This is a genomic window from Brevundimonas sediminis, assembly GCF_048799765.1.
Lineage (GTDB): Bacteria > Pseudomonadota > Alphaproteobacteria > Caulobacterales > Caulobacteraceae > Brevundimonas.
Window position 1 is genome coordinate 39,290 of sequence record NZ_JBLYQK010000006.1, and the last position, 23,429, is coordinate 62,718.

Below are 23,429 nucleotides of genomic sequence, written 5' to 3' on the forward strand. Positions count from 1 at the left end.
GTGAAAAAAACTTAACTGGCGCGGGAATAATCCCTCCCGCATCAGACCGTATCATATGAGGGCGCACCCCCCGCGCCATGCAGGAACCATCATGCTGAAACGCTCGCGCGCACTCACCTCGGTCGCCGTCATCGCCATGGTCGCCGGCATCGGCGCTCCGGCCTGGGCGGACACCCTGCAGGAAGCGATCGCGCTGGCCTATCGGACCAACCCGTCGCTGCTGGCCCAACGCGCCAATCAGCGCGCGCTGGATGAAAGCATCGTCCAGGCCCGCGCGGGCCTGCGTCCGACCCTCGATGTGACGCTGAGCGGCAGCTACACCCGGACCGACTCCCCGGTTGTCGGCACCCCGCCGTTCACCTCGGGCGGCGTGTCCGAGACGGACAGCGCCTCGGCCACCATCGGCGTAGGCCAGAATCTGTGGACCGGAGGCCGGGTCGGCCACGCCATCACCGCCGCCGACGCCGAGATCCTTTCGGGCCGCGAGAACCTGCGGGACATCGAGCAAAGCGTCCTCGCCCTGGTCATCCAGGCCTATGCCGACGTGATCCGCGACACCGAGGTTCTCCGCATCCGTGAGGCCAACCTCGGCGTGCTGCGCCGCCAGCTCGACGAATCGACCGCCCGCTTCGAGGTCGGCGAGATCACCCGCACAGACGTCGCCCAGTCGGAAGCCCGTCTGGCCCAGTCCGAAGCCGACCTGGCCAACGCCCGCGCCCAGCTCTCCGTGTCGCGCGCCGCCTACGCCGCTGTCGTCGGTCAGGCGCCGGGGGACCTGGCCCCGATGCCGACCCTGCCGGGCGTGCCCTCCGATTTCGACGCGGCCCTCGACGAAGCCCTGCTGGACAACCCCGGCATCCGCGCGGCCGCCTATTCGCTGCAGGCCGCCGAAGCCAACGTCGCCGCCGCCAAGGCCGAGTTCCTGCCGTCGCTGCGCGCCACCGCCAGCTACGGCGGCTCCAGCGAGTTTGATCGCCTGGGAGACCTCGGCGACAACACCCGTCTGACCGCCGGCGCGACCCTGTCGGTGCCGCTGTTCACCGGCGGCCTGAATTCGTCGCGCGTCGCCCAGGCCCTGGAGCGCGCCAACGCCGCCCAGATCGGCGTCGAGGGCGAGCGTCGCAACACCCTGCAGGCCGTCAGCTCGGCCTACGCCCAGTCGATCTCGGCCCGCGCCACCCTGCAGGCCGGACAGGAAGCAGTGCGCGCCGCCACCGTCGCCGCCGAAGGCGTGCGTCAGGAGGCCCAGGTCGGCCTGCGCACCACCCTGGACGTGCTGAACCAGGAACTGGAGCTGCGCAACGCCGAGGTCACCCTCGCCGGCGCCCGCCGCAATGAGTACGTCGCCCAGGCCAACCTGCTGGCCGCCATGGGCAAGCTGGAAGGCCCGGACCTGGTGCCGGATATCGAGACCTATGATCCGGCCGCCAACTATCGCCGGGTCCGCAATCGCGGCGCCCTGCCGTGGGACGCCGTGGTCGAGACCATCGATCGCGTCGCTGCGCCGGCCATCGTTCCGGCGGCCGACGCCGAGGACGCCCCGGTCGACGCCCAGTTGAAGTCCGAAGTGGTGCGGACGGCGCCGCGCGACTGATCGCGCGCGGAAACTCGCCCTGCGGGGGAAAACCCCCGTTGATTCCGACGGGCTGAGATGCGACGACATTGGTGCGGTGCGGGGAACCGCGCCGCACGCCTGTTTTTCCATCAGTCCGCTCGCGCCAGCGGGTGCCCGGGATACCGACATGACCGACCAGACCGCCCAGGAACCGACAATGGAGGAAATCCTGGCGTCCATCCGCCGGATCATCTCCGAGGACGACGCCCCGGCGGAAACGGCGGCTGCCCCGGCTCCGGCCCCTGAACCCGCACCCACGCCCGAACCGGCCCCCGCGCCGGAGCCCGAGCCCGAGCCGGCGCCTGTCCTCGAGGCCGCTCCGCCGCCCGCGCCCGAACCCGAACCCGTCGAGGACGACGTCCTCGAACTGACCGACACCTATGAGACTCCGGCCGAGAGCATCGGTGATCTGGACGTCTCGGCCGCAGCGCCCGAACCCTTCCCGGCCGAGCCGGTCAGTGAGTCGGTGTTCGCTCCGCCGCCGGAAATCCACACGCCGGAACATCCGTCGGTTCCCACGACCAACTATGATTCGCTGGTGGGCGAGAGCGCCGCCGCCAGCGCCGCCTCGGCCTTCGCCGGCCTGGCCGCCAGCTTCCAGAAGCCTGCCTCGGCCCCTGCGCCGTCGGCGCCGGACATGAACTTCCTCAGCGGCAACAGCGTCGAGGCGATGGTCGCCGAAATGCTGCGCCCGATGCTGAAGGAGTGGCTCGACGCCAATCTGCCGGGCATCGTCGAGGCCCAGGTACGCAAGGAAGTCGAACGCATCGCCCGCTCGGCCGGCTAAGCCTTCACCTGCGCACCGATCTTCACTAGATCACCACAGGGCGGCTCCGGCGGGGCCGCCCTTTCTCTTTTCAACCGTCCTCAAGCGCGACACGCCGCGTCTGTCGCGTTAGGGCAAGCGATCAAACCGCCCTCAAGCAGCGAGGCCCCGTGGGCCGAGCGATAGGGCACAAAGAATGACCATGCTCGACAAGACCTTCGATCCGAAATCCGCTGAACCCCGCCTGTACGCCCGGTGGGAGGACAGCGGCCTGTTCGCCCCGCGCGCCGCGGCCGCCACGGACGGCGCGGCCGACGCCTATTCGATCGTCATTCCGCCGCCGAACGTGACCGGCTCGCTGCACATCGGTCACGCCCTGAACAACACCCTGCAGGACATCCTGACCCGCTATCACCGGATGAAGGGCAAGGCGGTCCTCTGGCTGCCGGGCACCGATCACGCGGGCATCGCCACCCAGATGGTCGTCGAGCGCCAGCTGGCCGCCGCGGGCGAGCCCGGTCGCCGCGACATGGGCCGCGACGCCTTTGTCGACAAGGTCTGGGAATGGAAGGGCCAGTCCGGCGGAACCATCGTCCGCCAGCTGCGCCGCCTCGGCGCCAGCTGCGACTGGTCGCGCGAGCGCTTCACCCTCGACGAGGGCCTGAACGCCGCCGTCCGCAAGGTCTTCGTCCAGCTGCACAAGGACGGCCTGATCTATCGCGACAAGCGTCTGGTGAACTGGGATCCGCATTTCCAGACCGCCATCTCGGACCTCGAGGTCGAGCAGAAGGAGGTCGACGGCGCCTACTGGCATTTCGCCTATCCGCTGGCGGACGGGGTCACCTACGAACACCCGGTCGCCTTCGATGACGAGGGCAAGGCCACCGCGTTCGAGACCCGCGACTACATCGTCGTCGCCACCACCCGGCCCGAGACCATGCTGGGCGACACCGGTGTTGCCGTTCACCCGACCGACGACCGCTACGCCGGCCTGGTCGGCCAGTTCGTGACCCTGCCGATCACCGGCCGGCGCATCCCCATCGTGGCCGACGAGTACGCCGACCCGACCAAGGGTTCGGGCGCGGTGAAGATCACGCCGGCGCACGACTTCAACGACTTCGGTGTCGGCAAGCGCGCCGGCCTGGCGACGCTGAACGTCATGGACTCGCTGGCCCGCATCACCGCCGCCGACACCCCGGACGTGCCCGCCGAATACGAGGGCATGGACCGCTTCGCCGCGCGCAAGGCCATCGTCGCCCGCGCCGAGGAAGAGGGCTGGCTGAAGGAGATCGAGAAGACCAAACACGCCGTCCCCCACGGCGACCGCTCGGGCGTGGTCATCGAGCCGTGGCTGACGGACCAGTGGTACGTTGACGCCCACACGCTCGCCCAGCCGGCCATCAAGGCGGTGGAGCAGGGCGACACCACCTTCGAACCGGCCAGCTATTCGAAGGTCTATTTCGAATGGCTGCGCAACATCGAGCCGTGGTGCATCAGCCGTCAGCTGTGGTGGGGTCACCGCATCCCGGCCTGGTACGATGCGGACGGGAACATCTACGTCGCCGAGACCGAGGAAGAGGCGATCGCACAATCCGGCGGCAAGGCCCTGACCCAGGACGAGGACGTCCTCGACACCTGGTTCTCCTCGGCCCTGTGGCCCTTCTCGACCATGGGCTGGCCGGAGAAGACCGAAGACCTGCAGCGCTTCTATCCCACCGGCGATCTGGTCACCGCCGCCGACATCATTTTCTTCTGGGTCGCCCGGATGATGATGATGGGACTTCACTTCATGGATGAGGTTCCGTTCAAGCGCGTCGTCATCAACGGCCTCGTCCTCGACGAGAAGGGTCAGAAGATGTCGAAGTCCAAGGGCAACGTCATCGACCCGCTGGACATCATCGACGAGCTGGGCGCCGACCCGCTGCGCTTCACCATGGCCATTCTGTCGGGCACGCGTCGCATCAAATTGTCGAAGCAACGCATTGAAGGCTATCGGAACTTCGGCACCAAGCTCTGGAACGCCGCTCGCTTCACCCAGATGAACGAGGCCCAGCGCGTCGAGGGCTTCGACCCGTCGACGGTCCGGCAGTCGATCAACCGCTGGATCCGCGGCGAGTTGGCCCGCGCCGAGCGTCAGGTGGCGGACGGCATCGAGGGCGGGCGTTTCGACGACGCCGCCTCGGCGCTCTACAAATTCGTCTGGAACGTCTTCTGCGACTGGTATCTCGAACTGGCCAAGCCGGTCTTCCAGGGCGCGGACGAGGCCGCCAGGGCCGAGACCCGCGCCATGACCGCCTGGACCCTGGACCAGACCCTGAAGCTGATGCACCCGGTCATGCCCTTCATTACCGAAGAGCTGTGGGACAAGCTGGCCGAAGAGGGGGCCCCACGCGACGAGGCCATGCTGCTGGGCGCCGCATGGCCGCAACTGCCGGACAGCTTCATCGACCCCGCCGCCGACGCCGAGATCGGCTGGCTGGTCGATCTGGTCACCGAGGTGCGCCAGCTGCGCGCCGAGATGAACGTCCCGCCGTCGGCCAAGCCGCCGCTCACGTTCGTCTCGCCGTCGGCTGAAAACGCGCGTCTGATCGAGCTGCACCGCCCGCTGATCCTGACCTTGGCGCGGGTCTCCGAAGTCTCGATCGCCGACGCCTTGCCGACGGGCGCGGTGTCCCTCGTCGTCAGCGGTGACACGGCGGCCCTGTCGCTGGCCGACATCATCGATCTGACCGCCGAGAAGGCCCGTCTGGTCAAGGAGATCGCCGCCTTCGACAGCGACATCGGCCACGTGAACAAGAAGCTGGGCAATCCCAATTTCGTCGCGCGCGCGGCGCCGGAAGTCGTCGAGGAACAACACGAAAAGCTGGCCGAGGCCGAAGCCGGCAAGGCGCGTCTGGAAGCGGCGCTGAAGCGGCTGGAAGCGCTCTGATGCCGACATTCCTCCCCCAACGGGGGAGGGGGACCGCGAAGCGGTGGAGGGGCGCCGGCTTCGCGCTCGCTTCAACACCCCTCCACCATCCTTCGGATGGTCCCCCTCCCCGGGGCGGGGAGGAACTATGACCCGTATCGATCAGCTCCTCGTCGCCCGCGGCCTGTTCGACAGCCGTTCGCGGGCCCAGGCGGCCATCGAGGCCGGGCTGGTCAAGGTGGACGACCGGGTGGTCTCGAAGGCGTCGGAAAAGGTCGCCGACGACGCGGTTCTGGAAGCCGAAGCGGCCCACCGCTTCGTCGGCCGCGCCGCCCTCAAGCTCGATCACGCCCTGACCCTGTGGCCGGTCGCGGTCGAGGGCAGGGTGGTGCTGGACGTCGGCGCCTCCACGGGCGGATTCACCGAGGTCTGTCTGGAGCGCGGCGCCGCCCATGTCTGGTCGGTCGATGTGGGGCAGGGACAGCTTCACCCGCGCCTCGCCGCCGATCCCCGCGTGACCAATCTGGAGAAGACGGACGCCCGTGAGCTGACGCCGGACCGGATCCCCGACGCGCCCGGGCTGATCGTCTGCGACGCCAGCTTCATAGGCCTGTCCAAGGTCCTGCCGGTCGCCCTCGCGCTCGCCGCGCCGGACGCCGATCTGGTGACGCTGGTGAAACCCCAGTTCGAGATGGAGACCCGGTCCGACGTCGGACGGGGCGGCGTGGTCAAGGACGAGGACGCCCGTCAGGCGGCGCTCACCCGCGTCAGCGACTGGATCGCCTCCCGCGGCTGGACCGTTCAGGCCACCGCCGAAAGCCCGATCACCGGCGGGGATGGAAACGTCGAATATCTTCTTTGGGCGAAACGCCGCTAGGCGGCGTTTCGGGGCGCTATCGCTCGCCGCGCGGCGGCTCGCTGCTTGAGCGCGAAGCGCCCCGGAGCGCGTCGGGTCGGGAGGTCCCGAAGGGCCGACGGTCCGCGCTCCCACAAACATGAGAAACCGCCGGTGGATTTCTCCACCGGCGGCTCCCGTCACATCGCCGATCGACAGGGGGGCTGAAAATAACCGGCGACGCGATCTCGTCAGTAGCCGTTGCAGACTTCCTCGTAGCGGGTCACCAGACGGCCGTTCCAGTCGCGGGTCCGGGTCTCGACCGTGCGGCAACCGTAGCGATCGCTGCGGTATCCGGACCGGTCCTCGTAACGATAGCGGTCGTCATAGCGGTACCGGTCGTCATAGCGGGCGTCGCGACCGTAGCGATCGTCGTACCGGCTGTCGTAGCCCTGATAGGCGTAGCCGCGATCATCATAGCGTTCGCAATCCGCCGCCGAGTCGTTGCCGACCGCGCCGCCGACCACGGCGCCCAGGACGCCGCCGAGGATGCTGCCCTCCGTCCGACGCCCGCGCGCCGCGACCTGTGATCCGGCCACCGCGCCGATGCCGGCGCCGATGGTCGCACCCGCCGCGCGCCGCTGGCTGCGGTCATCGCGGCAGTAGCCGTAGGCGCTGTCATAGCGGTCCGGGTAGCGGTCGCCGCTGTAATAGCGGTCGCCGTGGTTCTGGCCGTAGTAGTCGTAGCCGCCGCTGTAGCGGTCGCCCTGGTAGGTGTAGGCCTGCGCCGAGGCGCTGGCGGGGACCAGCAGCAGACCGGCGGCCGCAACGGCGGCGGCCCCGCAGGCGGCCTTGCTGGTGAGAGAGACGAACATCGGCGTCATCCTTGAAAAACATCAAACCCGACGACCGAACGATCCGGCCCCGTGTCTGTTGCATCCCTTATGACGGCGCCAAGCTGAACGGCCTTTGATCGCGCCGTTCATCTTCGTTCATGTTTCGCTCGGCGCGGATTTGCCTCTAGAAGCGCCGCATGACGGAAACGCTGATCATTTCGCGCGTGGGCGGGCAGGGCGACGGCATCGCCGAAACCCCCGCGGGCCCTGTCTTCGCCCCGCTGACCCTGCCGGGCGAGACCGTGCGCGGCGTGGTGCGCGAGGGGCGACTGGAAGAGGTCGAGATCGTCACCTCCAGCCCCGACCGGATCGCGCCGGTCTCGCCGCAATACGGCGATTGCGGCGGCTGTTCCCTGCAGCACTGGGCGGCCGGTCCCTATCTGGACTGGAAACGCGAGCAGGTCCGGCTGGCCCTCGCCCGCGAGAATATCGAGGTCGAGGTCGAGCCGACCGTGCCCGTACCCGCCGGCTCGCGCCGTCGCCTGGCCCTGCACGCCCGTCGAGGTCCGGACGGCGGCGCCGTTCTCGGCTTCAAGGCCCGCAAGAGCTGGCGGCTGGTCGAAGTCACCCGTTGCCCTGTCGCCGATCCGCGACTGGTCGCGGCGCTTCCGGCGCTGGCGAAGGTGGCCGAGCCCTTCCTGGAACATCCCAAATCCGCGCCGACCCTGCATGTCACCCTGACCCTGGACGGGCTGGACGTCGACGTGACAGGGGTCGAGCGCCGCTCGGGCGGGGGCCTGTCCCGCGACGCCCAGATGAAGGCCATCGAGGCCGCCGCCGCCGCCGATCTGGCCCGCCTCAGCCTGGCCGGCGAGACCCTGGTCATGGCGCGCCAGCCGCACGTCCAGTTCGGCCCGGCCACCGTCCCCGTGCCCGCCGGCGGCTTCCTGCAGGCCGCACCGCCCGCCGAACAGGCCATGGTCGAGCGCGCCGTGGCGGCGGTGAAGGGGGCTAAGAAGATCGCCGATCTGTTCTGCGGCGCCGGCACCTTCACCTTCCCCCTGGCCAGCATCGCGCCGGTCGTCGCCGCCGACGGCTCCGCCCCCGGCATCGCCGCCCTCAAGGCGGGCTTTAGGACGGCGAAGAAGATCAAGACCATCGAGGCCCAGGCCCGCGACCTGTTCCGCCGCCCGATGGCGCCCTACGATCTGCGCGGCTGCGACGCCATCGTGCTGGACCCGCCGCGCGCCGGCGCGCTGGAGCAGACCCAGCAGATCGCCCAGACCAAGGCGACGACCGTCGTCTACGTCTCCTGCAACCCCGTCACCTTCGCCCGCGACGCCCGCGTGTTGCTGGACGCCGGGTTCCGGCTGGAGAGCGTCACCCCGGTTGACCAATTCCTGTGGTCGGCCCACGTGGAGCTGGTCAGCGTCTTTCGGCGCTAGGGCGCCAGCGCCGCCGTCAGCCGCGCGGCGAACTCCGGCTGGCGACCCACGTCATTGTGCCCGGCGGCCGGGAAGACGATCCGGTCCACCCGATTGCCCTGCGCCTCCAGCGCCCGCGCCAGCCGACGGCTGAGGGCCGGGGGCAGGGTGTCATCCTTGCCGGCCTCCAGCACCACCACCTTGCCCGCATACCCGTTCAGGGCCGCGGGAATATCGACCGTCTCCAGCGCGGGCGCCAAGGTGACGCGCACGAAGGGACGCATGAGGCCCACCTGCTGCTCGACGGTGGCGCGGGCGCCGGGCGTGGTGGTCTCCAGCACCAGAATATCGGCCCGGGTCCGCGCGGCCATTTCCGAGCAGACGATGCCCCCCAGGGAGTGGCCCCAGACGATCAGACGTCGGCCCTCGGCGTCAGCCTGACGGCGGGCCTCATCAGCCACCACCTCGCCGACGGCGCGGAAATTGGCGAAGGTGTCCAGGCCGGCCGTGTCGCCATAGCCGGGGTAGTCGAACATCAGGGCGTCGCCGAACGGGGCCAGAATGTCGGCGCGCGAGCCGCCTGACGCCTCGCGCCGGAACATGTTGCCGCCGCAGAACAGGATCAGCGGCCGCGCCGCGTCCGCCGACCGCACCCGCGTCGCCCCGATGGGGCCTTCCGCATAGCGCAGCACGAGGGTCTCCGCCCCCTCGGGCGGCGGATTGGCGGGCAGGGTGATGTTCTCCCGCGCCAGCCGGGCGTCCGGCCAGAAGAAGGCCCGTTCGGGCACATCCACCTTCACGCAGGCGGTGAGGCTCAGGGCGGCGACGGCGATCAGCCCCGTCACCCGAATCTTGCGCAGGATCATCATCGCCTCACCAGACCGAACTCCGGCAGTTCGCGCCTTGAAGCCGTCTTTGTCCAGTGGCGCCTAAGCCGCGTCGAACAGGTCCATCTGCTTCCGCGCCGAGGCCGGAACCCTGAACCGGTTTTCGTCCAGCAGGGGCCGCGGCCCATCCAGCCCGTAGCGCTTGATCGCCGCGCGGAAGCGGGTCCCGATCAGTTCGGCCACCGGCCCGGAGCCTTTCATCCGCTGCGACCAGTCGGGATCATAGTCCCGGCCGCCGCGCGTCTGGCGCACCAGGGACATTACCCGGGCCGCGCGGTCGGGGCGGGCGTCGGCCAGCCATTCAGCAAAGAGGGTTTTGATCTCCAGCGGCAGACGCAGGGTCACGTACATGGCGCTGGTCGCCCCGGCCTTGGCCGCCGCCTCCAGAATGGCTTCCAGCTCGTGGTCGTTCAGTCCGGGAATGACCGGGGCGAACCCCACGCCCACCGGACAGCCGGCATCCGCCAGCCGGGAAATGGCCTCCAGCCGCTTCACCGGGGTCGAGGCGCGCGGCTCCATCGCCCGCGCCAGCTTGCGGTCCAGGGTGGTGATCGAGACGAAGGCCGAGGCCAGCCCGTCACGCCCCATGGGGCCGAGAATGTCGGCGTCCCGCGCGATCAGCACCGACTTGGTGATGATGCTGAACGGGTGCTGGAACCGCTGCATCACCTCCAGGATCGACCGTGTCGATCTCAGTTCGCGCTCAACCGGCTGATAGGGATCGGTGTTGCCGCCTATGTGGATGCGCTTGCAGACGTATCGCGGCTTGCAGAATTCCTGCTCCAGCAGATCTGCTGCCCCCGGCTTGAAGAAGAGCCGGCTCTCGAAATCCAGGCCCGGGGATAGGCCCATCCAGGCATGGGACGGACGGGCGTAGCAGTAGATGCAGCCATGTTCACAGCCCTTGTAGGGGTTGATGGAGCGGTCGAAACCGACATCCGGACTGGTGTTCTTCGCAATGATCGTCCGGGCCGCCTCGGGCGTCAGGGTGGTGCGCAGCGGCGCCGCTTCCGCGTCCTGATCGGTCCAGCCGTCATCGAAGGCCTCGACGGTTTCGGGTTCAAAGCGGCCGGTCGCATTCGACCGCGCACCCCGTCCTTTCACCGTCTCGACCATGGACAGGACGATACGCTGAAATGAGAACAAATCAAGAACAATGCGAGCGGCAAAAAAGCCCGATCCGGAGAACGGGCTGACACGCCCTCAAGCAGCGAGCCGCCGCACGGCGAGCGATAGGGCAAGGGAAGAAAGCTGGTGCGGATGAGAGGACTCGAACCTCCACGCCTCGCGGCGCTGGAACCTAAATCCAGTGCGTCTACCAGTTCCGCCACATCCGCATAGGTTCTGCCGCCTCGTCTAGGCGAGGTCGCCGCAAAGGAAAAGGCCCGGGATCGCTCCCGGGCCTTCGTCGTCACTGATCCGGGGATCAGCCCTTGTGGTCGTCCGTCGGGGACGGCGCGCCCGGCATGGGCGGAACCGGTCCCGGAGGGGCGTCGGCGTCCAGCTCCGGCACATCGACGATGCCGCGGCCGACGTGCGACTTGCGCATGCCGTACAGGAAGTAGATCACCAGACCGACGGCGCCCCAGATCGGCAGCACCATCTTGGCGTCGTGCGGCAGGTTCCAGAACAGGAAGGCGCAGCCCGCCGCCGAGATCGGGGCGATGACCCAGACCAGCGGCATCCGGAACGGACGGGCGCGGTTCGGATCGGTCTTGCGCAGCACCAGCACCGCGATCGACACCATGAAGAAGGCGAACAGGGTGCCCGAGTTCGAGATGTCGGCCAGCTGGCCGACCGGGAACAGGGCGGCGCCGATGGCGACAGCCAGGCCGGTGAAGATGGTCACGACGTAGGGCGTCTTGAACTTCTTGTGCATCTTGGTCAGGCCTTCCGGCAGCAGACCGTCGCGGGCCATCACGAAGAAGATGCGGGTCTGGCCGTAGATCATCATCAGGATGACCGAGGGCAGGGCCAGCATGGCGGCGATGCCGAGGGCGTTGCCGACCTGCTCATGACCGATCACGCGCAGGACGTGGGCCAGGGCCTCGTTCGAGCAAACCAGACGCTCGCTGTTCTCGGCGAGGGCGCAGGCGGCGACGAAGGCCGGCGAGCCCGGCTGGACCGCCGAACCGTCAGCGCCGAGGACCGGCTGGGCGCCGATGGCGCCGGCGGCGCCGAGGGCCACCAGCAGGTAGAAGACCGTACAGAAGGCCAGCGAGCCGATCAGGCCGATCGGCACGTTCTTCTGCGGGTTTTTGGTTTCCTCGGCGGCGGTCGAGACCGCGTCGAAGCCCACGTAGGCGAAGAAGATCGAGGCGGCGGCGCCGACGATGCCCATGCCCGAATAGGCCCCGAAGGCGCCGTTGGGGGCGAAGGGCGACAGGTTGGCGCTGTCGATGACCGGCAGGGTCAGGGCCACGAAGACCGTCAGGGCGACGACCTTGATCGCCACCAGGATGGCGTTGACGCGGGCCGATTCCGTGGTGCCCAGCACCAGCAGGCCGGTGACGGCGAGGGCGACGATGATCGCCGGAACGTTGACGATGCCGGCCGAGAAGTCCGGCGTCGGGATCCAGCCGTTCATGCTCCAGGTCGGCCCGGCGGCGAGAAGGTCAGGGAAGTCGAAATGGAGCCCCTGTTCGATCAGACCGAGCACATAGCCCGACCAGCCCACCGACACAGCCGAGGCGGCGACCGCGTATTCAAGGATCAGGGCCCAGCCGACGCACCAGGCCAGCAGTTCGCCCATCACGGCGTAGGTATAGGTGTAGGCCGAGCCCGACACCGGGGCCATGGCCGCCAGTTCGGAGTAGCAGAGCGCCGCCACGGCGCAGACGGCGCCGGCGATGACGAAGCTGAGCATCATGCCCGGGCCGGCCTTCTGCGAGGCGGCGGCGGTCAGAACGAAGATCCCGGTGCCGATGATGGCCCCGATCCCCAGAAGTGTGAGTTGGACCGGACCCAGCGACCGATGAAGCGACTTCTTCTCGGCCGTGGCCAGAATCGCGTCGAGCGATTTAACGCGCCACATAAAATACCCCTCCGACTTGAGAAGCAGCCCTCTCGCTGCTTTGGGCGGGACGCTAGCCGTGCGAAGGAGCGGTGGCAACGCGGTTTCCGATGCGTGAACATGAGACGACGCTTTCGTGAACGGCCCCGTTGCCGCTAGATCGCACCCCGATGCTGCCGATCCACGCCGTTCTCGACCCGCTGAAGTCCGCGCTTGCGCAAGGCAATGTCGCCGTGCTGGCCGCGCCTCCCGGCGCGGGCAAGACCACGGTCGTGCCGCTGGCCCTGCTGGATCAGCCGTGGCTTGGCGATCAGCGTATTCTGGTGCTGGAGCCGCGACGCCTCGCCGCACGCGCCGCCGCCGACCGCATGGCCTCGTCCCTGAACGAACAGGCGGGCGGGACGGTCGGCTATCGCACACGGCTGCAATCCCGCATCGGCCCGAAGACCCGCATCGAGGTCATCACCGAGGGCGTCTTCACCCGCATGATTCTGGACGATCCGGCGCTGGACGGCGTCGGCGCGGTCCTGTTCGACGAGTTCCACGAACGCAGTCTGGACGCCGATCTGGGGCTGGCCCTGGCGCGAGAGGCGCAGGGCCTGCTGCGCGACGATCTGCGCCTGCTGGTCATGTCCGCCACACTGGACATCGCGGGGGTCTCAAAGCTTCTCGAGGGCGCGCCGGCCATCGAGGCCGAAGGGCGGATGTATCCGGTCGAGACCCGCTACCTCGGCCGTAATCCCGCCGAGCGGTTCGAGGAGGCCGTCGCCCGCGCCGTGCGGCAGGCGCTGACGGAAGAGACCGGCTCCATCCTCGTCTTCCTGCCGGGGCAGGGCGAGATCCACCGGACCGCCCGCGCCCTCGGCGACCGGCTTCCGGCCCAGGTCGACCTCGTCCAGCTCTACGGCGGTCTCGACAAGGGCGAGCAGGACCGCGCCATCGAACCGGCCGCGCCCGGCCGGCGGAAGATCGTGCTGGCGACTTCGGTTGCCGAGACCAGCCTGACCATCGAGGGCGTCCGCGTCGTCATCGACGGCGGCCTGTCGCGCGTGCCCCGGTTCGAGCCCTCCAGCGGCCTGACCCGGCTGGCCACCGTCAAGGTGAGCCGCTCCTCGGCCGAGCAGCGCCGGGGCCGGGCCGGACGGGTCGAGCCGGGCGTCTGCTACCGCCTGTGGGACGAGGAACAGACCCGCGGCCTCGTCGCCCACCAGCGCCCTGAAATCCTCGAAGCCGACCTGACCGCCTTCGCGTTGGATCTGGCCCGCTGGGGCGCACGCTCGCCGGACGGACTGGCCATGCTGGACCCGCCGCCCGCCGGCGCCTTCGCCGAGGCGCGCAAGGTGCTGACCCGGCTCGACGCGCTCGATGCCGACGGCGCCCTGACCAACCATGGCCGCCGCCTGACCCGCATCCCCCTGTCGCCGCGTCTGGCCCATATGGTCGCCGTGGCCGGCGATCAGGGGGACGCCATTCTGGGCGCAAGGATCGCCGCCGTGCTCAGCGAGCCGGGCCTCGGCGGGAACGCCGTCGACCTGGCCGAACGCCTGCGCGGCCTTGACCGTGACCGCTCGCCCCGCGCCCGTGACGCCGCGAAACTGGCCGACCGCTGGGCCAAGGCGGCGGGGGCGGGGAAGGGCGGTCACCCGGACGCCGGCGCCTTGCTGGCCGAGGCCTTCCCCGAACGGGTGGCCAAGGCCCGCGGCAAGCCGGGCGAGTTCCTGCTGGCCTCAGGCCGCGGCGCCTTTCTTGAGCCGACCGACATCATGGCGCGCGAGCCCTGGCTGGCCGTCGCCGAACTGGGCGGCGGAGACGCCCGGGAGCGCATCCGTCTGGCCGCACCCGTCGAACTGGCCGGTCTCGAACATCGGCTCGAAGTCGAGGACCGGCTGTCCCGCGAGCCCTCGGGCCGGATGGTCCTGAAGCGCATCCGCCGCATCGGCGCCGTGGTGGTCGACGAGAAGCTGATGGGCGCTCCGGACCGCAAGGCGATCACCGCCGCCCTGAAGACCGAGGTCGAGGCGGACGGCCTCAAGGGCCTGCGCTGGGGCGAGCGCGCCTCGGCCCTGCGCGCGCGGCTGGCCTTCCTGTCGTCACTCGATGACGGCTGGCCCGACATGAGCGACGACGGCCTGCTGGCCGAACGCGAAACCTGGCTCTGGCCTCTGCTGGAGACCGTGCAGGCGCTGGAGGCCATCCAGGACGGCGCCCTTGCCGATGGCCTGCGCGCCCTGATCCCCTGGGACCGCCAGCGCGCGCTGAACGAACTGGCGCCCGAGCGGCTCGAAACTCCGCTGGGCTCGGCCGCCATCGACTACGCCGCCGAGGGCGGACCGCGCGTCGACATCCGGGTGCAGGAGCTGTTCGGGGTGAAGACCCATCCGACGGTCGGCCGGGGCGCGCCCCTGACGCTCGCCCTGCTGTCGCCCGCGCGTCGACCGATCCAGATGACCAAGGACCTGCCGGGTTTCTGGTCCGGCTCATGGAAGGATGTCCGCGCCGACATGCGCGGTCGCTATCCCCGCCACCCCTGGCCCGAAGACCCATCCGTCGCCGAGGCCACCAACCGCGCCAAGCCACGCGGCACTTAGGTTTGCCCCGCCGCTTGCCTTTTCGGCCCATCCCGACTAAACGGCCCGCGCACTTCGCACGTGGGCGTGGCGCTTTCGGGGGAGACATCCTCGTCAGCACCGTTCCGAGGGGCCATCCGGTCCTTTAACCGCCCACGCAACGTCTATCGGAAAAAGGACAAGACGATCATGGCTCTGCCTGAATTCTCCATGCGTTCGCTGCTCGAAGCCGGCGCGCACTTCGGTCACCAGACGCACCGCTGGAACCCGAAGATGGACCGCTACATCTTCGGCGCCCGCTCGAACATCCACATCATCGACCTGTCGCAGACCATCCCGCTGCTGCACCAGGCCCTGGTTGAAGTCCGCAACGTCGCCGCCAAGGGTGGCCGCGTCCTGTTCGTCGGCACCAAGCGTCAGGCCGCCGACCCGGTCGCTGAAGCCGCCAAGCGCTGCGCCCAGTACTACATGAACAACCGTTGGCTCGGCGGCACGCTGACCAACTGGAAGACCGTTTCGGGTTCGATCGCCCGTCTGCGCGAACTGGACAGCCTGCTCGAGTCGGGCGGCGAAGGCCGCGCCAAGCGCGAGCTGCTGAGCCTGCAGCGCGAGCGTGACAAGCTGGACGCCTCGCTGGGCGGCATCAAGGACATGGGCGGCATCCCCGACATCATGTTCGTGATCGACACCAACAAGGAAGCGATCGCGATCCAGGAAGCCCGCAAGCTGAACATTCCGATCATCGCGATCCTGGACACCAACTCGGATCCGGACGGCATCACCTACCCGGTCCCGGGCAACGACGACGCCGCCCGCGCCATCCAGACCTACTGCGACCTGATCGCTGACGCCGTCCTGGACGGCCTGGCCGCCGGCGCCGGCGCTGCCGGTGTCGACCTGGGCGCTTCGGTGAACCCGGAAGAGCCGATGCTGCGCGAGGCTTCGGCCCCGGTCGCCGCTGAAGCCGCCCCGGCCGGCACGGAAGCCGTCGCCGCCGAGCTGGAAGCCGCCGCTGAGCCGGCCGCCGACGAAGACAAGGCCGCGGTCTGAGGATCGCACCCGCGGCCTTCATGCCTCCGGGCAATATGAAGGCCGTGCGTTGAACTGACACACGGCCCGGCTAACAGCCGGGCCGTTACCGCATACGAATACCCCTCCAAGGAGACTGAACATGGCCGAGATCACTGCCGCCCTCGTCAAGGAACTGCGCGAGCGTTCGGGCGTCGGCATGATGGACTGCAAGAAGGCCCTGCAAGAGAACGACGGCAACATCGAAGCCGCGATCGACTGGCTGCGCGCCAAGGGCCTGTCGAAGGCCGCCAAGAAGGCTGACCGCGTCGCCGCTGAAGGCCTGGTCGCCGTCGCGTCGAAGGAAGACGGCAAGGGCGAAGTCGCCGCCGCCATCGAATTCAACGCCGAAACCGACTTCGTGGCCCGCAACGAGCTGTTCCAGAACGCCGCCAAGCAATTCGCCCAGCTGGGCCTGGAGCACCACACCGTGGAAGCCCTGCACGGCGCTGAACTGGAAGCCGGCAAGACCGTCCAGGACGAAGTCACCAACATGATCGCCACCATCGGCGAGAACATGCAGCTGCGTCGCGCCGCCCGCCTGTCGGTGTCGGAAGGCGTCGTCTCGACCTACGTCCACAACGCCGTCTCGCCGGGCGTCGGCCGCATCGGCGTGCTGGTCGCCCTGGAAGGCGAGGGCGACAAGGCCGCCCTGCGCGAACTGGGCCGCAAGATCGCCATGCACGTCGCCGCGACCGCCCCGCTGTCGCTGAACACCGACGATCTGGACCCGGCCGCCATCGAGAAGGAACGTCAGGTCCTGACCGAGAAGGCCAAGGAAGAAGGCCGTCCGGAAGCCATGATCGCCAAGATCGTGGAAGGTCAGATCAACAAGTTCCAGAAGGACGTCGTGCTGTCGAAGCAGCCGTTCGTCATGGACCCGGACGTGACCATCGAGCAGCTGGTCGCCAACTCGGCCAAGGAACTGGGCTCCTCGAACCTGCACCTGGCCGGCTTCGTCCGCCTGGCGCTGGGTGAAGGCGTCGAGAAGGTCGAAGGCCCGGACTTCGCTTCGGAAGTCGCCTCGATGATGGGCGGCAACTAAGCCTTTCCTCCCTTCGAGGGATGAACGAATAGAGGGTCGGCGGCTTCGGTCGCCGGCCCTTTTTCGTGCGCAGACGGAGCGAACGATGAGTGAAGACCAGACTGACTTCGGCGAGGACGGCGGCGGCTACGACGCCGAGGACTGGTCCCGCCTGAGCGCCTTCACCGGCCGCATCGCCACCCTGGACGACGTGCAGGCGAAGAAGGCCGTGTTCGCCCTCGGCGACACCGCCGATCCCCGGGTCATCGACATGGACCTGCCCCAGCCGGTCATCTGGTGGGAGGCCGACGGCGAGCAGGCTGCGGTCGCTGTACAAGCCGAAAGCCACATCGGGGCCGAGGGTGACGAGATGGATGTGCTGGGCCTGATCCTGCCCGACGGCTCGGCCGCCGTGGCCCTGGTGGAGGACTGCGACCTGGTCGACGACACCGATCCGGTGTGGAGAAAACTGGTCGAGGATGCGATCGACCCGAATGACGCGACGGACTGACGCGCCCGGCGCGTTCTTCCTTTGCACAACGGTCAGGCTTGGGGTCCTATCGCCGCCGTTCCGTGATTCAGGGGAGTTTTCATGCGTATCGCCGCCTTGTTGTCCGCCACCGCCATTGCGCTGACGGCCGTTCCGCTCGCCACGCCCGCGCTGGCCCAGTCGCCCGACCTGGTCGCCATGAACGGCATTATCGATCAGGGACTGAACCACAGCGAGGTGATGAGCACCGCCGCCTGGCTGACCGACCGCATCGGCGGCCGCATGACCAATTCGCCCCAGATGCGCCAGGCCGAAGCCTGGACCGCCCAGCAGTTCCGCGACATGGGACTGACCAACGTACGCGCCGATCCGTTCGACTTCGGCCGCGGCTGGTCCGCCGTGCGCTCCAGCGCCCGCATGACCGCGCCGCGCCCGCTCGACCTGCGCGTCATCCCGATCGCCTGGACGCCCGGCACCAACGGCACGATCAGCGGCGAGGTGATCGTCGCCCCGATGAGCAGCGCCGGCGACTTCGCCCGCTGGCGCGGCAAGCTGGCCGGCAAGATCGTTCTGGTCTCGCGCCCGACCGCCGGCTCCGAGCAGACCACGGCGCCGTTCCGTCGCCTGACCGAGGAGGACCTCGAGAACGCCGGCGCCGCCTACAACATCCCCAACCATTCGGAGCCCTCGACCGACGGTCTGCGCGGTCCGGACTTCGCCCGCCAGATGGACGCCTTCCTTCAGGAAGAGGGCGCCCTGGCCTGGGTGCGCATGTCCCAGCGCGACGGCGCCCTCCTTCACGGCAGCAACAGCGGCTACCGCATGGACGACCAGCGCCGTACGCCCGGCATCGAAATGGCTGCGGAAGACTATCGCCGCCTGGCCCGTCTGGCCCAGACCGAGGACGCCAAACCCTCGCTGGAGCTGATGAGCGAGGTTCAGTTCCATGAGGAAGACACCAACGCCTACAACATCCTGGCCGACATCCAGGGCAGCAGCCGCTCGGGCGAATATGTCATGGCCGGCGCCCACCTCGACAGCTGGGCCGCCGCCGACGGCGCCGTCGACAACGCCGCGGGCAGCGCCGTGGTCATGGAGGCCGCCCGCATCCTGCGCGCCCTGAACGTGCGGCCCAAGCGCACCATCCGCTTCGCCCTGTGGAGCGGGGAGGAGCAGGGACTGTGGGGCTCGCTGGCCTACACCGACCGCTATCTGGCGACCCGCGCCCCGCTGGGCGACGCCCAGCTGGACGCCCTGCCGAACAACCGCACCTGGCGCCAGCGCTGGCCGATCCAGCCCCGCGCGGGCCACGGCTCGCTGGTCGCCTACTTCAACCTCGACAACGGCTCCGGCAAGATCCGCGGCATCAACGCCGAGGGCAATGTCGCCGCCGCCGCGATCTTTGAGGAGTGGCTGAAGCCGTTCAACGCCCTGGGCGCCACCACAGTGTCCATGCGCACCTCCGGCTCGACCGACCACGTCTACATGCAGACCGTCGGCGTCCCGGGCTTCCAGTTCATCCAGGACCCGCTCGACTACGGCGCCCGCCTGCACCACACCTCGATCGACACCTATGACCACATGCGCGCCGAAGACCTGCGTCAGGCCGCGGTCATCCTGGCGGCCTTCCTGCTGAACGCCGCCAACTCGGACGAGCCGCTGCCGCGCATGCCCATGCCGACGCGGCCGACCCCGACCGACCCGTTCCCGCTGCAACAGTAGGACCGGGCTTTCAGGCTCGACACAGGGCGTCGCGGCTTCGGCTGCGACGCCCTTGTGCTTTATACGGCGTCCAACACCGGCTAGACCGGCGGCAGCTTTACCGGAGTCCCCGCGATGCCCATCGGTCCGCTGACCATGTTCGCCATCTACATCGTCGTCTGGTGGACGGTGCTGTTCGCCGTCCTGCCCATCGGCATGAACCAGCAGGGGCAGGAAAAGCCGACCGACGGCGCCCAGTGGGGCGCGCCGGAGAATCCCCATCTGAAGAAGAAATTCATCACCACCACCTGGGTGTCGGCCATCGTCTGGCTGGTGATCATGGTCATGGTCTTCTTCGGCTGGATGCCCCTGCCGCCGCTGGCGCCGCCGGTCTAGGAGAGGGCGCGCATGACCGATCGCCTCTACCTCCTGAACCCCGACTGGCATGACGACGCCGGCGGCCCGTGGTTCTGCCCGGCCGGCGCCTTCGTGGAAGGGATGCTGTCCTTCTATCCGGCCCTGCGCGAGCAGCTGCTGATCACCTACCTCGACCATCCGCGCCCGCGTCTGCCGGTCATCGCCGAGGTCGGGGAGGACCATCAAGGCTGTCCGATCCTGGTCCTGGACGGAACCTTCGACTGGCCCGACGCCGAAACCAGCGCCGCCACCGGCCGTCGCTTCCTGCAGGACCACGCCATCGCCCCCTATCTGGCGGCGCGCTACGGCATCGGGTTGCCGCATCCATAGGGGTGATTGGTGGTTGGTGATTGGTGACGGGTTTGAGCTGCGCATTGCTGACGGCGGACGGGCGGCGCTGACCGGCCCGCCGCACCGGCGCCGACCAATCCAATCACCAATCACCAATCACCAACCACGCCCGCCTAGCTTTCGCCCCCACGTCCCGGCTACACCAGCCGTTCCCACGCCTGTTCTCCCGGATTCCCGACCATGCGCCTGTCGCGCTACTTCCTGCCCACGCTGAAAGAGGCGCCTTCGGACGCCCAGATCGTTTCCCACCAGCTGATGCTGCGCGCCGGCCTGATCAAGCAGGAGGCCGCCGGCATCTACGCCTGGCTGCCGCTGGGCCTGCGGGTGCTGCGCAAGATCGAGCAGATCGTCCGTGAGGAGCAGGTGAAGGCGGGGGCCGTCGAGCTGCTGATGCCGACGCTGCAGCTGGCCGACCTGTGGCGCGAGTCGGGCCGCTATGACGCCTACGGGCCGGAAATGCTGCGCATCACCGACCGCCACGAACGCGAGCTGCTGTACGGCCCGACCAACGAGGAGATGATCACCGACATCTTCCGCGGCTTCGTGAAGTCCTACAAAGCCCTGCCGCTGAACCTCTTCCACATCCAGTGGAAGTTCCGCGACGAGCGCCGTCCGCGCTTCGGCGTGATGCGCGGCCGCGAGTTCCTGATGAAGGACGCCTACTCCTTCGACCTCGACGAGGCCTCGGCCCGCGTCGCCTACAACCGCATGTTCGCGGCCTATCTGAACACCTTCGCCCGCATCGGTCTGAAGGCGGTTCCGATGCGCGCCGACACCGGCCCCATCGGCGGCGATCTGAGCCATGAGTTCATCGTTCTGGCCGAGACCGGCGAGAGCGAGGTCTTCTGCGACCGCAAGCTGGTCGAGATGCCCGCCCCCGGCCACGACTTCAGCCCCGAGGCTGTGCAGGCCGTCTTCGACGAGCGCACCGCCCTGTACGCCGCCACCGAGGAAATGCACGACGCCGCCGCCTTCGAGGCCGGAACCGCCGAGGGCGACCGCCTGTCGGCGCGCGGCATCGAGGTCGGCCACATCTTCTATTTCGGCACCAAATACTCCGCGGCCATGAAGGCCAACGTCCAGGGCCCGGACGGCAAGGAAGCTCCGGTGCACATGGGCAGCTACGGCGTCGGCGTCTCGCGCCTGCTGGGCGCCATCATCGAGGCCAGCCACGACGCGGGCGGCATCATCTGGCCGGACGCCGTGGCCCCGTTCGACGTGGTGGTCATCAACCTGCGCGTCGGCGACGAGGCCGTCTCGGCCGCCTGTGAGGAGGCTGTCGCCAAGCTCGAGGCCGCCGGCAAGGACGTCCTCTACGACGACACCGACGAGCGGCCGGGCGGCAAGTTCGCCACCGCCGACCTGATCGGCGTGCCCTGGCAGCTGACCATCGGGCCCAAGGGCCTGGCGGACGGCGTGGTCGAACTGAAGCGCCGCGCCACCGGCGAGAAGCTGTCCCTGCCGCTGGACGAAGCCATTACGAGGCTCATCGGATGACGAACGCCGCGCCGGCCGCCCCGCCGACGAAGCCGACGAAGCCCGCCGGTCCCTTCTCCGCCTGGGAGATCGGGCTGGCGCTCCGCTACCTCCGCGCCAAGCGCAAGGAGGGCGGCATCGCCCTGATCGCCATCATCTCCTACATCGCCATCGCCCTGGCCGTGATGGCGCTGATCACCGTGATGAGCATCATGGCCGGCTTCCGCGCCGAGCTGCTGGACCGCATGCTGTCCTTCAACGGGCACATGTACGTCACCGGCGACCTGCTGAACTCGCCGGACCGGGACACGGCCGTGGCGCGGCTGAAGACCGTGCCGGGCGTGACCTTCGTCACCCCCATGACCAATGACCAGAGCATCGTCCGCGCCGGCGGAGCGACCACGGGCGCCATCGTCCGCGGCGTCGCCCCGGCCGATCTGAAGTCGATGCAGTATGTCTACGAGAGCCTTGAAAAGACGCCGGAGGCCATCCGCAGCTTCGGCCAGGGCGACTTCGGCGGCGACAATGTCCTGATCGGCAAGGCGCTGGCCGAGGGGCTCGGCCTGCGGGTCGGCGACCCCATCACCCTGTATTCGCCCACCGGCGCCTCCAGCGCCTTCGGCAATCTGGGCGGACTGGAGAAGACCTATCGTGTGGGCGGGGTGTTCAGCTCGGGCACCTCGGACTTCGACCAGGCCTTCATCTTCATGCCGCTGGAGCAGGCCCAGCTCTTCTACGGCAAGGACTCCGTGTGGGACGTGATCGAGCTGAAGGTCGACCAGCCCGACCGGGTCGAGGCCCTGCGCGAACCCGTCCAGCAGGCCGCCGGCCGCACCGGCCTGGTCACCGACTGGCGCGACCGCCTGGCCGCCTTCTGGGGCGCGCTCAAGGTCGAGCGCGTGGCCATGAGCATCATCCTCGGCCTCGTCGTCGCCATCGCCGCCCTGAACATCATCTCCGGCATCGTCATGCTGGTGAAGAACAAGACCCGCGACATCGCCATCCTGCGCACCGTCGGGGCCAGCCAGTCGTCCATGCTGCGCGTCTTCTTCCTGTCCGGCGCCATGATCGGCGTGGCGGGCACCCTGACCGGCCTGATCCTCGGCCTGCTGTTCTGCCTGAACATCGGCGCGATCCAGCATTTCCTGGAGTTCGTCTTCCAGACCGAGCTGTTCAACGCCGACGTCTACATGCTGGACGCCGTGCCCGCCCTCGTCGATCCGGTCGACGTCTTCTGGGTCACCGTCTGGTCCTTCTTCATGAGCTGCGTGGCGGGCCTGATCCCGTCCTGGCAGGCCGCCAGGCTCGATCCGGTCGAGGCCCTCCGCTATGAGTAAGTCCAGCGTGGCTCCCGTCCTGTCGGTGCGCAACCTGACCCGCACCTATGACACCGCCACCGGCGGCCTGACCGTCCTGCGCGGCGTCGATCTCGACATCATGCCCGGCGAGATCGTCGGCCTGATCGGCCCCTCGGGCTCGGGCAAGTCCTCGCTGCTGCACGCCGCGGGCCTGCTGGAGCATCCGACCGAGGGCGAGGTGAGGATCGACGGGGAGGCCGTGGCCGACCTCAGCGACCACGACCGCACCCGCATCCGTCTGGGCTGCATCGGCTTCGTCTATCAGTTCCACCATCTGCTGCCCGAGTTCGACGCCCGCGACAACGTGGCCCTGCCGCTGCGCATCGCCGGCTGGAAACAGGCCGACGCCCGCGCCCGCGCCGGAGAGCTGCTGACCGCCCTCGGCCTGGCCGACCGCTTGACCCACCAGCCGTCGCAGATGTCGGGCGGCGAGCGTCAGCGCGTCGCCGTGGCGCGCGCCCTGGCCAACCGTCCGCGCCTGCTGCTGGCCGACGAGCCCACCGGCAACCTCGACCCGGCCACCAGCCAGACGGTGTTCGAAGCCCTGCACGACGTGGTCAAACAGACCGGCGTCGCCGCCCTGATCGCCACCCACAACATGGAGCTGGCCGGCCACATGGACCGCGTCTTCGCCATCAAGGACGGCCATCTGGAAGAGCGGCCGGCGGAGGCGCACGCCTATTGAAGGCCCCG

The 23,429-nt window shown here is 68.9% G+C and carries 19 protein-coding genes and 1 tRNA gene; 15 read left to right on the forward strand and 5 right to left on the reverse strand.

What is annotated here, in order from left to right:
• Positions 1 to 91: 91 nt before the first annotated feature.
• From ACLQ7T_RS05370 to ACLQ7T_RS05385, 4 genes are all read left to right on the forward strand, one after another.
• A complete protein-coding gene (locus tag ACLQ7T_RS05370; RefSeq protein ID WP_420478487.1) occupies positions 92 to 1,594 on the forward strand; it encodes a TolC family outer membrane protein in 1,503 nt (500 codons plus the stop codon).
• A gap of 148 nt (positions 1,595 to 1,742) precedes the next feature.
• Positions 1,743 to 2,402, forward strand: coding sequence for a DUF2497 domain-containing protein (locus ACLQ7T_RS05375; protein WP_420478488.1), 660 nt, complete (start codon positions 1,743 to 1,745; stop codon positions 2,400 to 2,402).
• Positions 2,403 to 2,583: 181 nt separating this feature from the next.
• Positions 2,584 to 5,310, forward strand: a complete 2,727-nt coding sequence (locus ACLQ7T_RS05380) for a valine--tRNA ligase (RefSeq protein WP_420478571.1) — start codon at positions 2,584 to 2,586, stop codon at positions 5,308 to 5,310.
• Positions 5,311 to 5,437: 127 nt separating this feature from the next.
• Positions 5,438 to 6,166 (forward strand): TlyA family RNA methyltransferase, encoded by a 729-nt coding sequence (locus ACLQ7T_RS05385; RefSeq protein WP_420478489.1) that lies wholly within the window; start codon positions 5,438 to 5,440, stop codon positions 6,164 to 6,166.
• 209 nt (positions 6,167 to 6,375) lie between these two features.
• Here ACLQ7T_RS05385 and ACLQ7T_RS05390 read toward each other — a convergent pair whose 3' ends face one another.
• Entirely contained in the window at positions 6,376 to 6,999 is a 624-nt protein-coding gene (locus ACLQ7T_RS05390) for a hypothetical protein (RefSeq protein WP_420478490.1), read from the reverse strand.
• A 158-nt stretch (positions 7,000 to 7,157) separates the two neighbouring features.
• On the opposite strand from ACLQ7T_RS05390, the gene ACLQ7T_RS05395 reads away from it, so the two are divergent.
• Complete coding sequence (locus ACLQ7T_RS05395; RefSeq protein ID WP_420478491.1) at positions 7,158 to 8,405, forward strand: class I SAM-dependent RNA methyltransferase; 1,248 nt, start codon at positions 7,158 to 7,160, stop codon at positions 8,403 to 8,405.
• Here ACLQ7T_RS05395 and ACLQ7T_RS05400 read toward each other — a convergent pair.
• From ACLQ7T_RS05400 to ACLQ7T_RS05415, 4 genes are all read right to left on the reverse strand, one after another.
• The gene (locus tag ACLQ7T_RS05400) at positions 8,402 to 9,250 is read right to left on the reverse strand and encodes an alpha/beta hydrolase family protein (RefSeq protein WP_420478492.1); all 849 of its coding nucleotides are present in this window, start codon (positions 9,248 to 9,250) and stop codon (positions 8,402 to 8,404) included. The two genes, ACLQ7T_RS05395 and ACLQ7T_RS05400, sit on opposite strands and share 4 nt — an antisense overlap.
• A gap of 63 nt (positions 9,251 to 9,313) precedes the next feature.
• On the reverse strand, positions 9,314 to 10,387 hold the full coding sequence (locus ACLQ7T_RS05405; RefSeq protein ID WP_420478572.1) for a PA0069 family radical SAM protein: 1,074 nt from the start codon (positions 10,385 to 10,387) through the stop codon (positions 9,314 to 9,316).
• Positions 10,388 to 10,523: 136 nt separating this feature from the next.
• Positions 10,524 to 10,608 (reverse strand) — tRNA-Leu (locus ACLQ7T_RS05410).
• A gap of 89 nt (positions 10,609 to 10,697) precedes the next feature.
• Entirely contained in the window at positions 10,698 to 12,305 is a 1,608-nt protein-coding gene (locus ACLQ7T_RS05415) for an amino acid permease (RefSeq protein ID WP_420478493.1), read from the reverse strand.
• Positions 12,306 to 12,454: 149 nt separating this feature from the next.
• On the opposite strand from ACLQ7T_RS05415, the gene hrpB reads away from it, so the two are divergent.
• The 10 genes from hrpB to ACLQ7T_RS05465 all read left to right on the forward strand — a co-directional run bounded on the left by hrpB (position 12,455) and on the right by ACLQ7T_RS05465 (position 23,421).
• Complete coding sequence (gene hrpB / locus ACLQ7T_RS05420) at positions 12,455 to 14,872, forward strand: ATP-dependent helicase HrpB (RefSeq protein WP_420478494.1); 2,418 nt, start codon at positions 12,455 to 12,457, stop codon at positions 14,870 to 14,872.
• Between the two features lie 168 nt (positions 14,873 to 15,040).
• The gene (rpsB, locus tag ACLQ7T_RS05425; RefSeq protein WP_420469675.1) at positions 15,041 to 15,901 is read left to right on the forward strand and encodes a 30S ribosomal protein S2; all 861 of its coding nucleotides are present in this window, start codon (positions 15,041 to 15,043) and stop codon (positions 15,899 to 15,901) included.
• Positions 15,902 to 16,022: 121 nt separating this feature from the next.
• On the forward strand, positions 16,023 to 16,964 hold the full coding sequence (gene tsf / locus ACLQ7T_RS05430; RefSeq protein WP_420478495.1) for a translation elongation factor Ts: 942 nt from the start codon (positions 16,023 to 16,025) through the stop codon (positions 16,962 to 16,964).
• Positions 16,965 to 17,049: 85 nt separating this feature from the next.
• Entirely contained in the window at positions 17,050 to 17,454 is a 405-nt protein-coding gene (locus ACLQ7T_RS05435; RefSeq protein ID WP_420478496.1) for a hypothetical protein, read from the forward strand.
• Positions 17,455 to 17,535: 81 nt separating this feature from the next.
• Positions 17,536 to 19,155 carry a M20/M25/M40 family metallo-hydrolase gene (locus tag ACLQ7T_RS05440; protein ID WP_420478497.1) on the forward strand — a complete coding sequence of 540 codons (1,620 nt, stop codon included), beginning with the start codon at positions 17,536 to 17,538 and terminating at the stop codon, positions 19,153 to 19,155.
• A 114-nt stretch (positions 19,156 to 19,269) separates the two neighbouring features.
• Positions 19,270 to 19,530 carry a DUF1467 family protein gene (locus tag ACLQ7T_RS05445; RefSeq protein WP_420469669.1) on the forward strand — a complete coding sequence of 87 codons (261 nt, stop codon included), beginning with the start codon at positions 19,270 to 19,272 and terminating at the stop codon, positions 19,528 to 19,530.
• A 12-nt stretch (positions 19,531 to 19,542) separates the two neighbouring features.
• Entirely contained in the window at positions 19,543 to 19,881 is a 339-nt protein-coding gene (locus ACLQ7T_RS05450; RefSeq protein ID WP_420478498.1) for a DUF3088 family protein, read from the forward strand.
• A gap of 201 nt (positions 19,882 to 20,082) precedes the next feature.
• Entirely contained in the window at positions 20,083 to 21,399 is a 1,317-nt protein-coding gene (gene proS / locus ACLQ7T_RS05455; protein ID WP_420478499.1) for a proline--tRNA ligase, read from the forward strand.
• The gene (locus tag ACLQ7T_RS05460; RefSeq protein WP_420478500.1) at positions 21,396 to 22,715 is read left to right on the forward strand and encodes a lipoprotein-releasing ABC transporter permease subunit; all 1,320 of its coding nucleotides are present in this window, start codon (positions 21,396 to 21,398) and stop codon (positions 22,713 to 22,715) included. Before proS ends, ACLQ7T_RS05460 begins: the two co-directional genes overlap by 4 nt.
• Positions 22,708 to 23,421 (forward strand): ABC transporter ATP-binding protein, encoded by a 714-nt coding sequence (locus ACLQ7T_RS05465; RefSeq protein ID WP_420478501.1) that lies wholly within the window; start codon positions 22,708 to 22,710, stop codon positions 23,419 to 23,421. Before ACLQ7T_RS05460 ends, ACLQ7T_RS05465 begins: the two co-directional genes overlap by 8 nt.
• Positions 23,422 to 23,429 lie beyond the last annotated feature (8 nt).

Excerpts from the sequence above, each read along its gene's own strand:
- ACLQ7T_RS05465 (WP_420478501.1), top strand. The coding sequence starts at position 22,708 with ATGAGTAAGTCCAGCGTGGCTCCCGTCCTGTCGGTGCGCAACCTGACC.
- ACLQ7T_RS05370 (WP_420478487.1), top strand. The coding sequence starts at position 92 with ATGCTGAAACGCTCGCGCGCACTCACCTCGGTCGCCGTCATCGCCATG.
- rpsB (WP_420469675.1), top strand. The coding sequence starts at position 15,041 with ATGGCTCTGCCTGAATTCTCCATGCGTTCGCTGCTCGAAGCCGGCGCG.
- ACLQ7T_RS05375 (WP_420478488.1), top strand. The coding sequence starts at position 1,743 with ATGACCGACCAGACCGCCCAGGAACCGACAATGGAGGAAATCCTGGCG.
- ACLQ7T_RS05435 (WP_420478496.1), top strand. The coding sequence starts at position 17,050 with ATGAGTGAAGACCAGACTGACTTCGGCGAGGACGGCGGCGGCTACGAC.
- proS (WP_420478499.1), top strand. The coding sequence starts at position 20,083 with ATGCGCCTGTCGCGCTACTTCCTGCCCACGCTGAAAGAGGCGCCTTCG.
- ACLQ7T_RS05405 (WP_420478572.1), bottom strand. The coding sequence starts at position 10,387 with ATGGTCGAGACGGTGAAAGGACGGGGTGCGCGGTCGAATGCGACCGGC.
- ACLQ7T_RS05385 (WP_420478489.1), top strand. The coding sequence starts at position 5,438 with ATGACCCGTATCGATCAGCTCCTCGTCGCCCGCGGCCTGTTCGACAGC.
- ACLQ7T_RS05390 (WP_420478490.1), bottom strand. The coding sequence starts at position 6,999 with ATGTTCGTCTCTCTCACCAGCAAGGCCGCCTGCGGGGCCGCCGCCGTT.
- tsf (WP_420478495.1), top strand. The coding sequence starts at position 16,023 with ATGGCCGAGATCACTGCCGCCCTCGTCAAGGAACTGCGCGAGCGTTCG.
- ACLQ7T_RS05380 (WP_420478571.1), top strand. The coding sequence starts at position 2,584 with ATGCTCGACAAGACCTTCGATCCGAAATCCGCTGAACCCCGCCTGTAC.
- ACLQ7T_RS05445 (WP_420469669.1), top strand. The coding sequence starts at position 19,270 with ATGCCCATCGGTCCGCTGACCATGTTCGCCATCTACATCGTCGTCTGG.
- ACLQ7T_RS05395 (WP_420478491.1), top strand. The coding sequence starts at position 7,158 with ATGACGGAAACGCTGATCATTTCGCGCGTGGGCGGGCAGGGCGACGGC.
- ACLQ7T_RS05400 (WP_420478492.1), bottom strand. The coding sequence starts at position 9,250 with ATGATCCTGCGCAAGATTCGGGTGACGGGGCTGATCGCCGTCGCCGCC.
- hrpB (WP_420478494.1), top strand. The coding sequence starts at position 12,455 with ATGCTGCCGATCCACGCCGTTCTCGACCCGCTGAAGTCCGCGCTTGCG.
- ACLQ7T_RS05450 (WP_420478498.1), top strand. The coding sequence starts at position 19,543 with ATGACCGATCGCCTCTACCTCCTGAACCCCGACTGGCATGACGACGCC.
- ACLQ7T_RS05415 (WP_420478493.1), bottom strand. The coding sequence starts at position 12,305 with ATGTGGCGCGTTAAATCGCTCGACGCGATTCTGGCCACGGCCGAGAAG.
- ACLQ7T_RS05440 (WP_420478497.1), top strand. The coding sequence starts at position 17,536 with ATGCGTATCGCCGCCTTGTTGTCCGCCACCGCCATTGCGCTGACGGCC.
- ACLQ7T_RS05460 (WP_420478500.1), top strand. The coding sequence starts at position 21,396 with ATGACGAACGCCGCGCCGGCCGCCCCGCCGACGAAGCCGACGAAGCCC.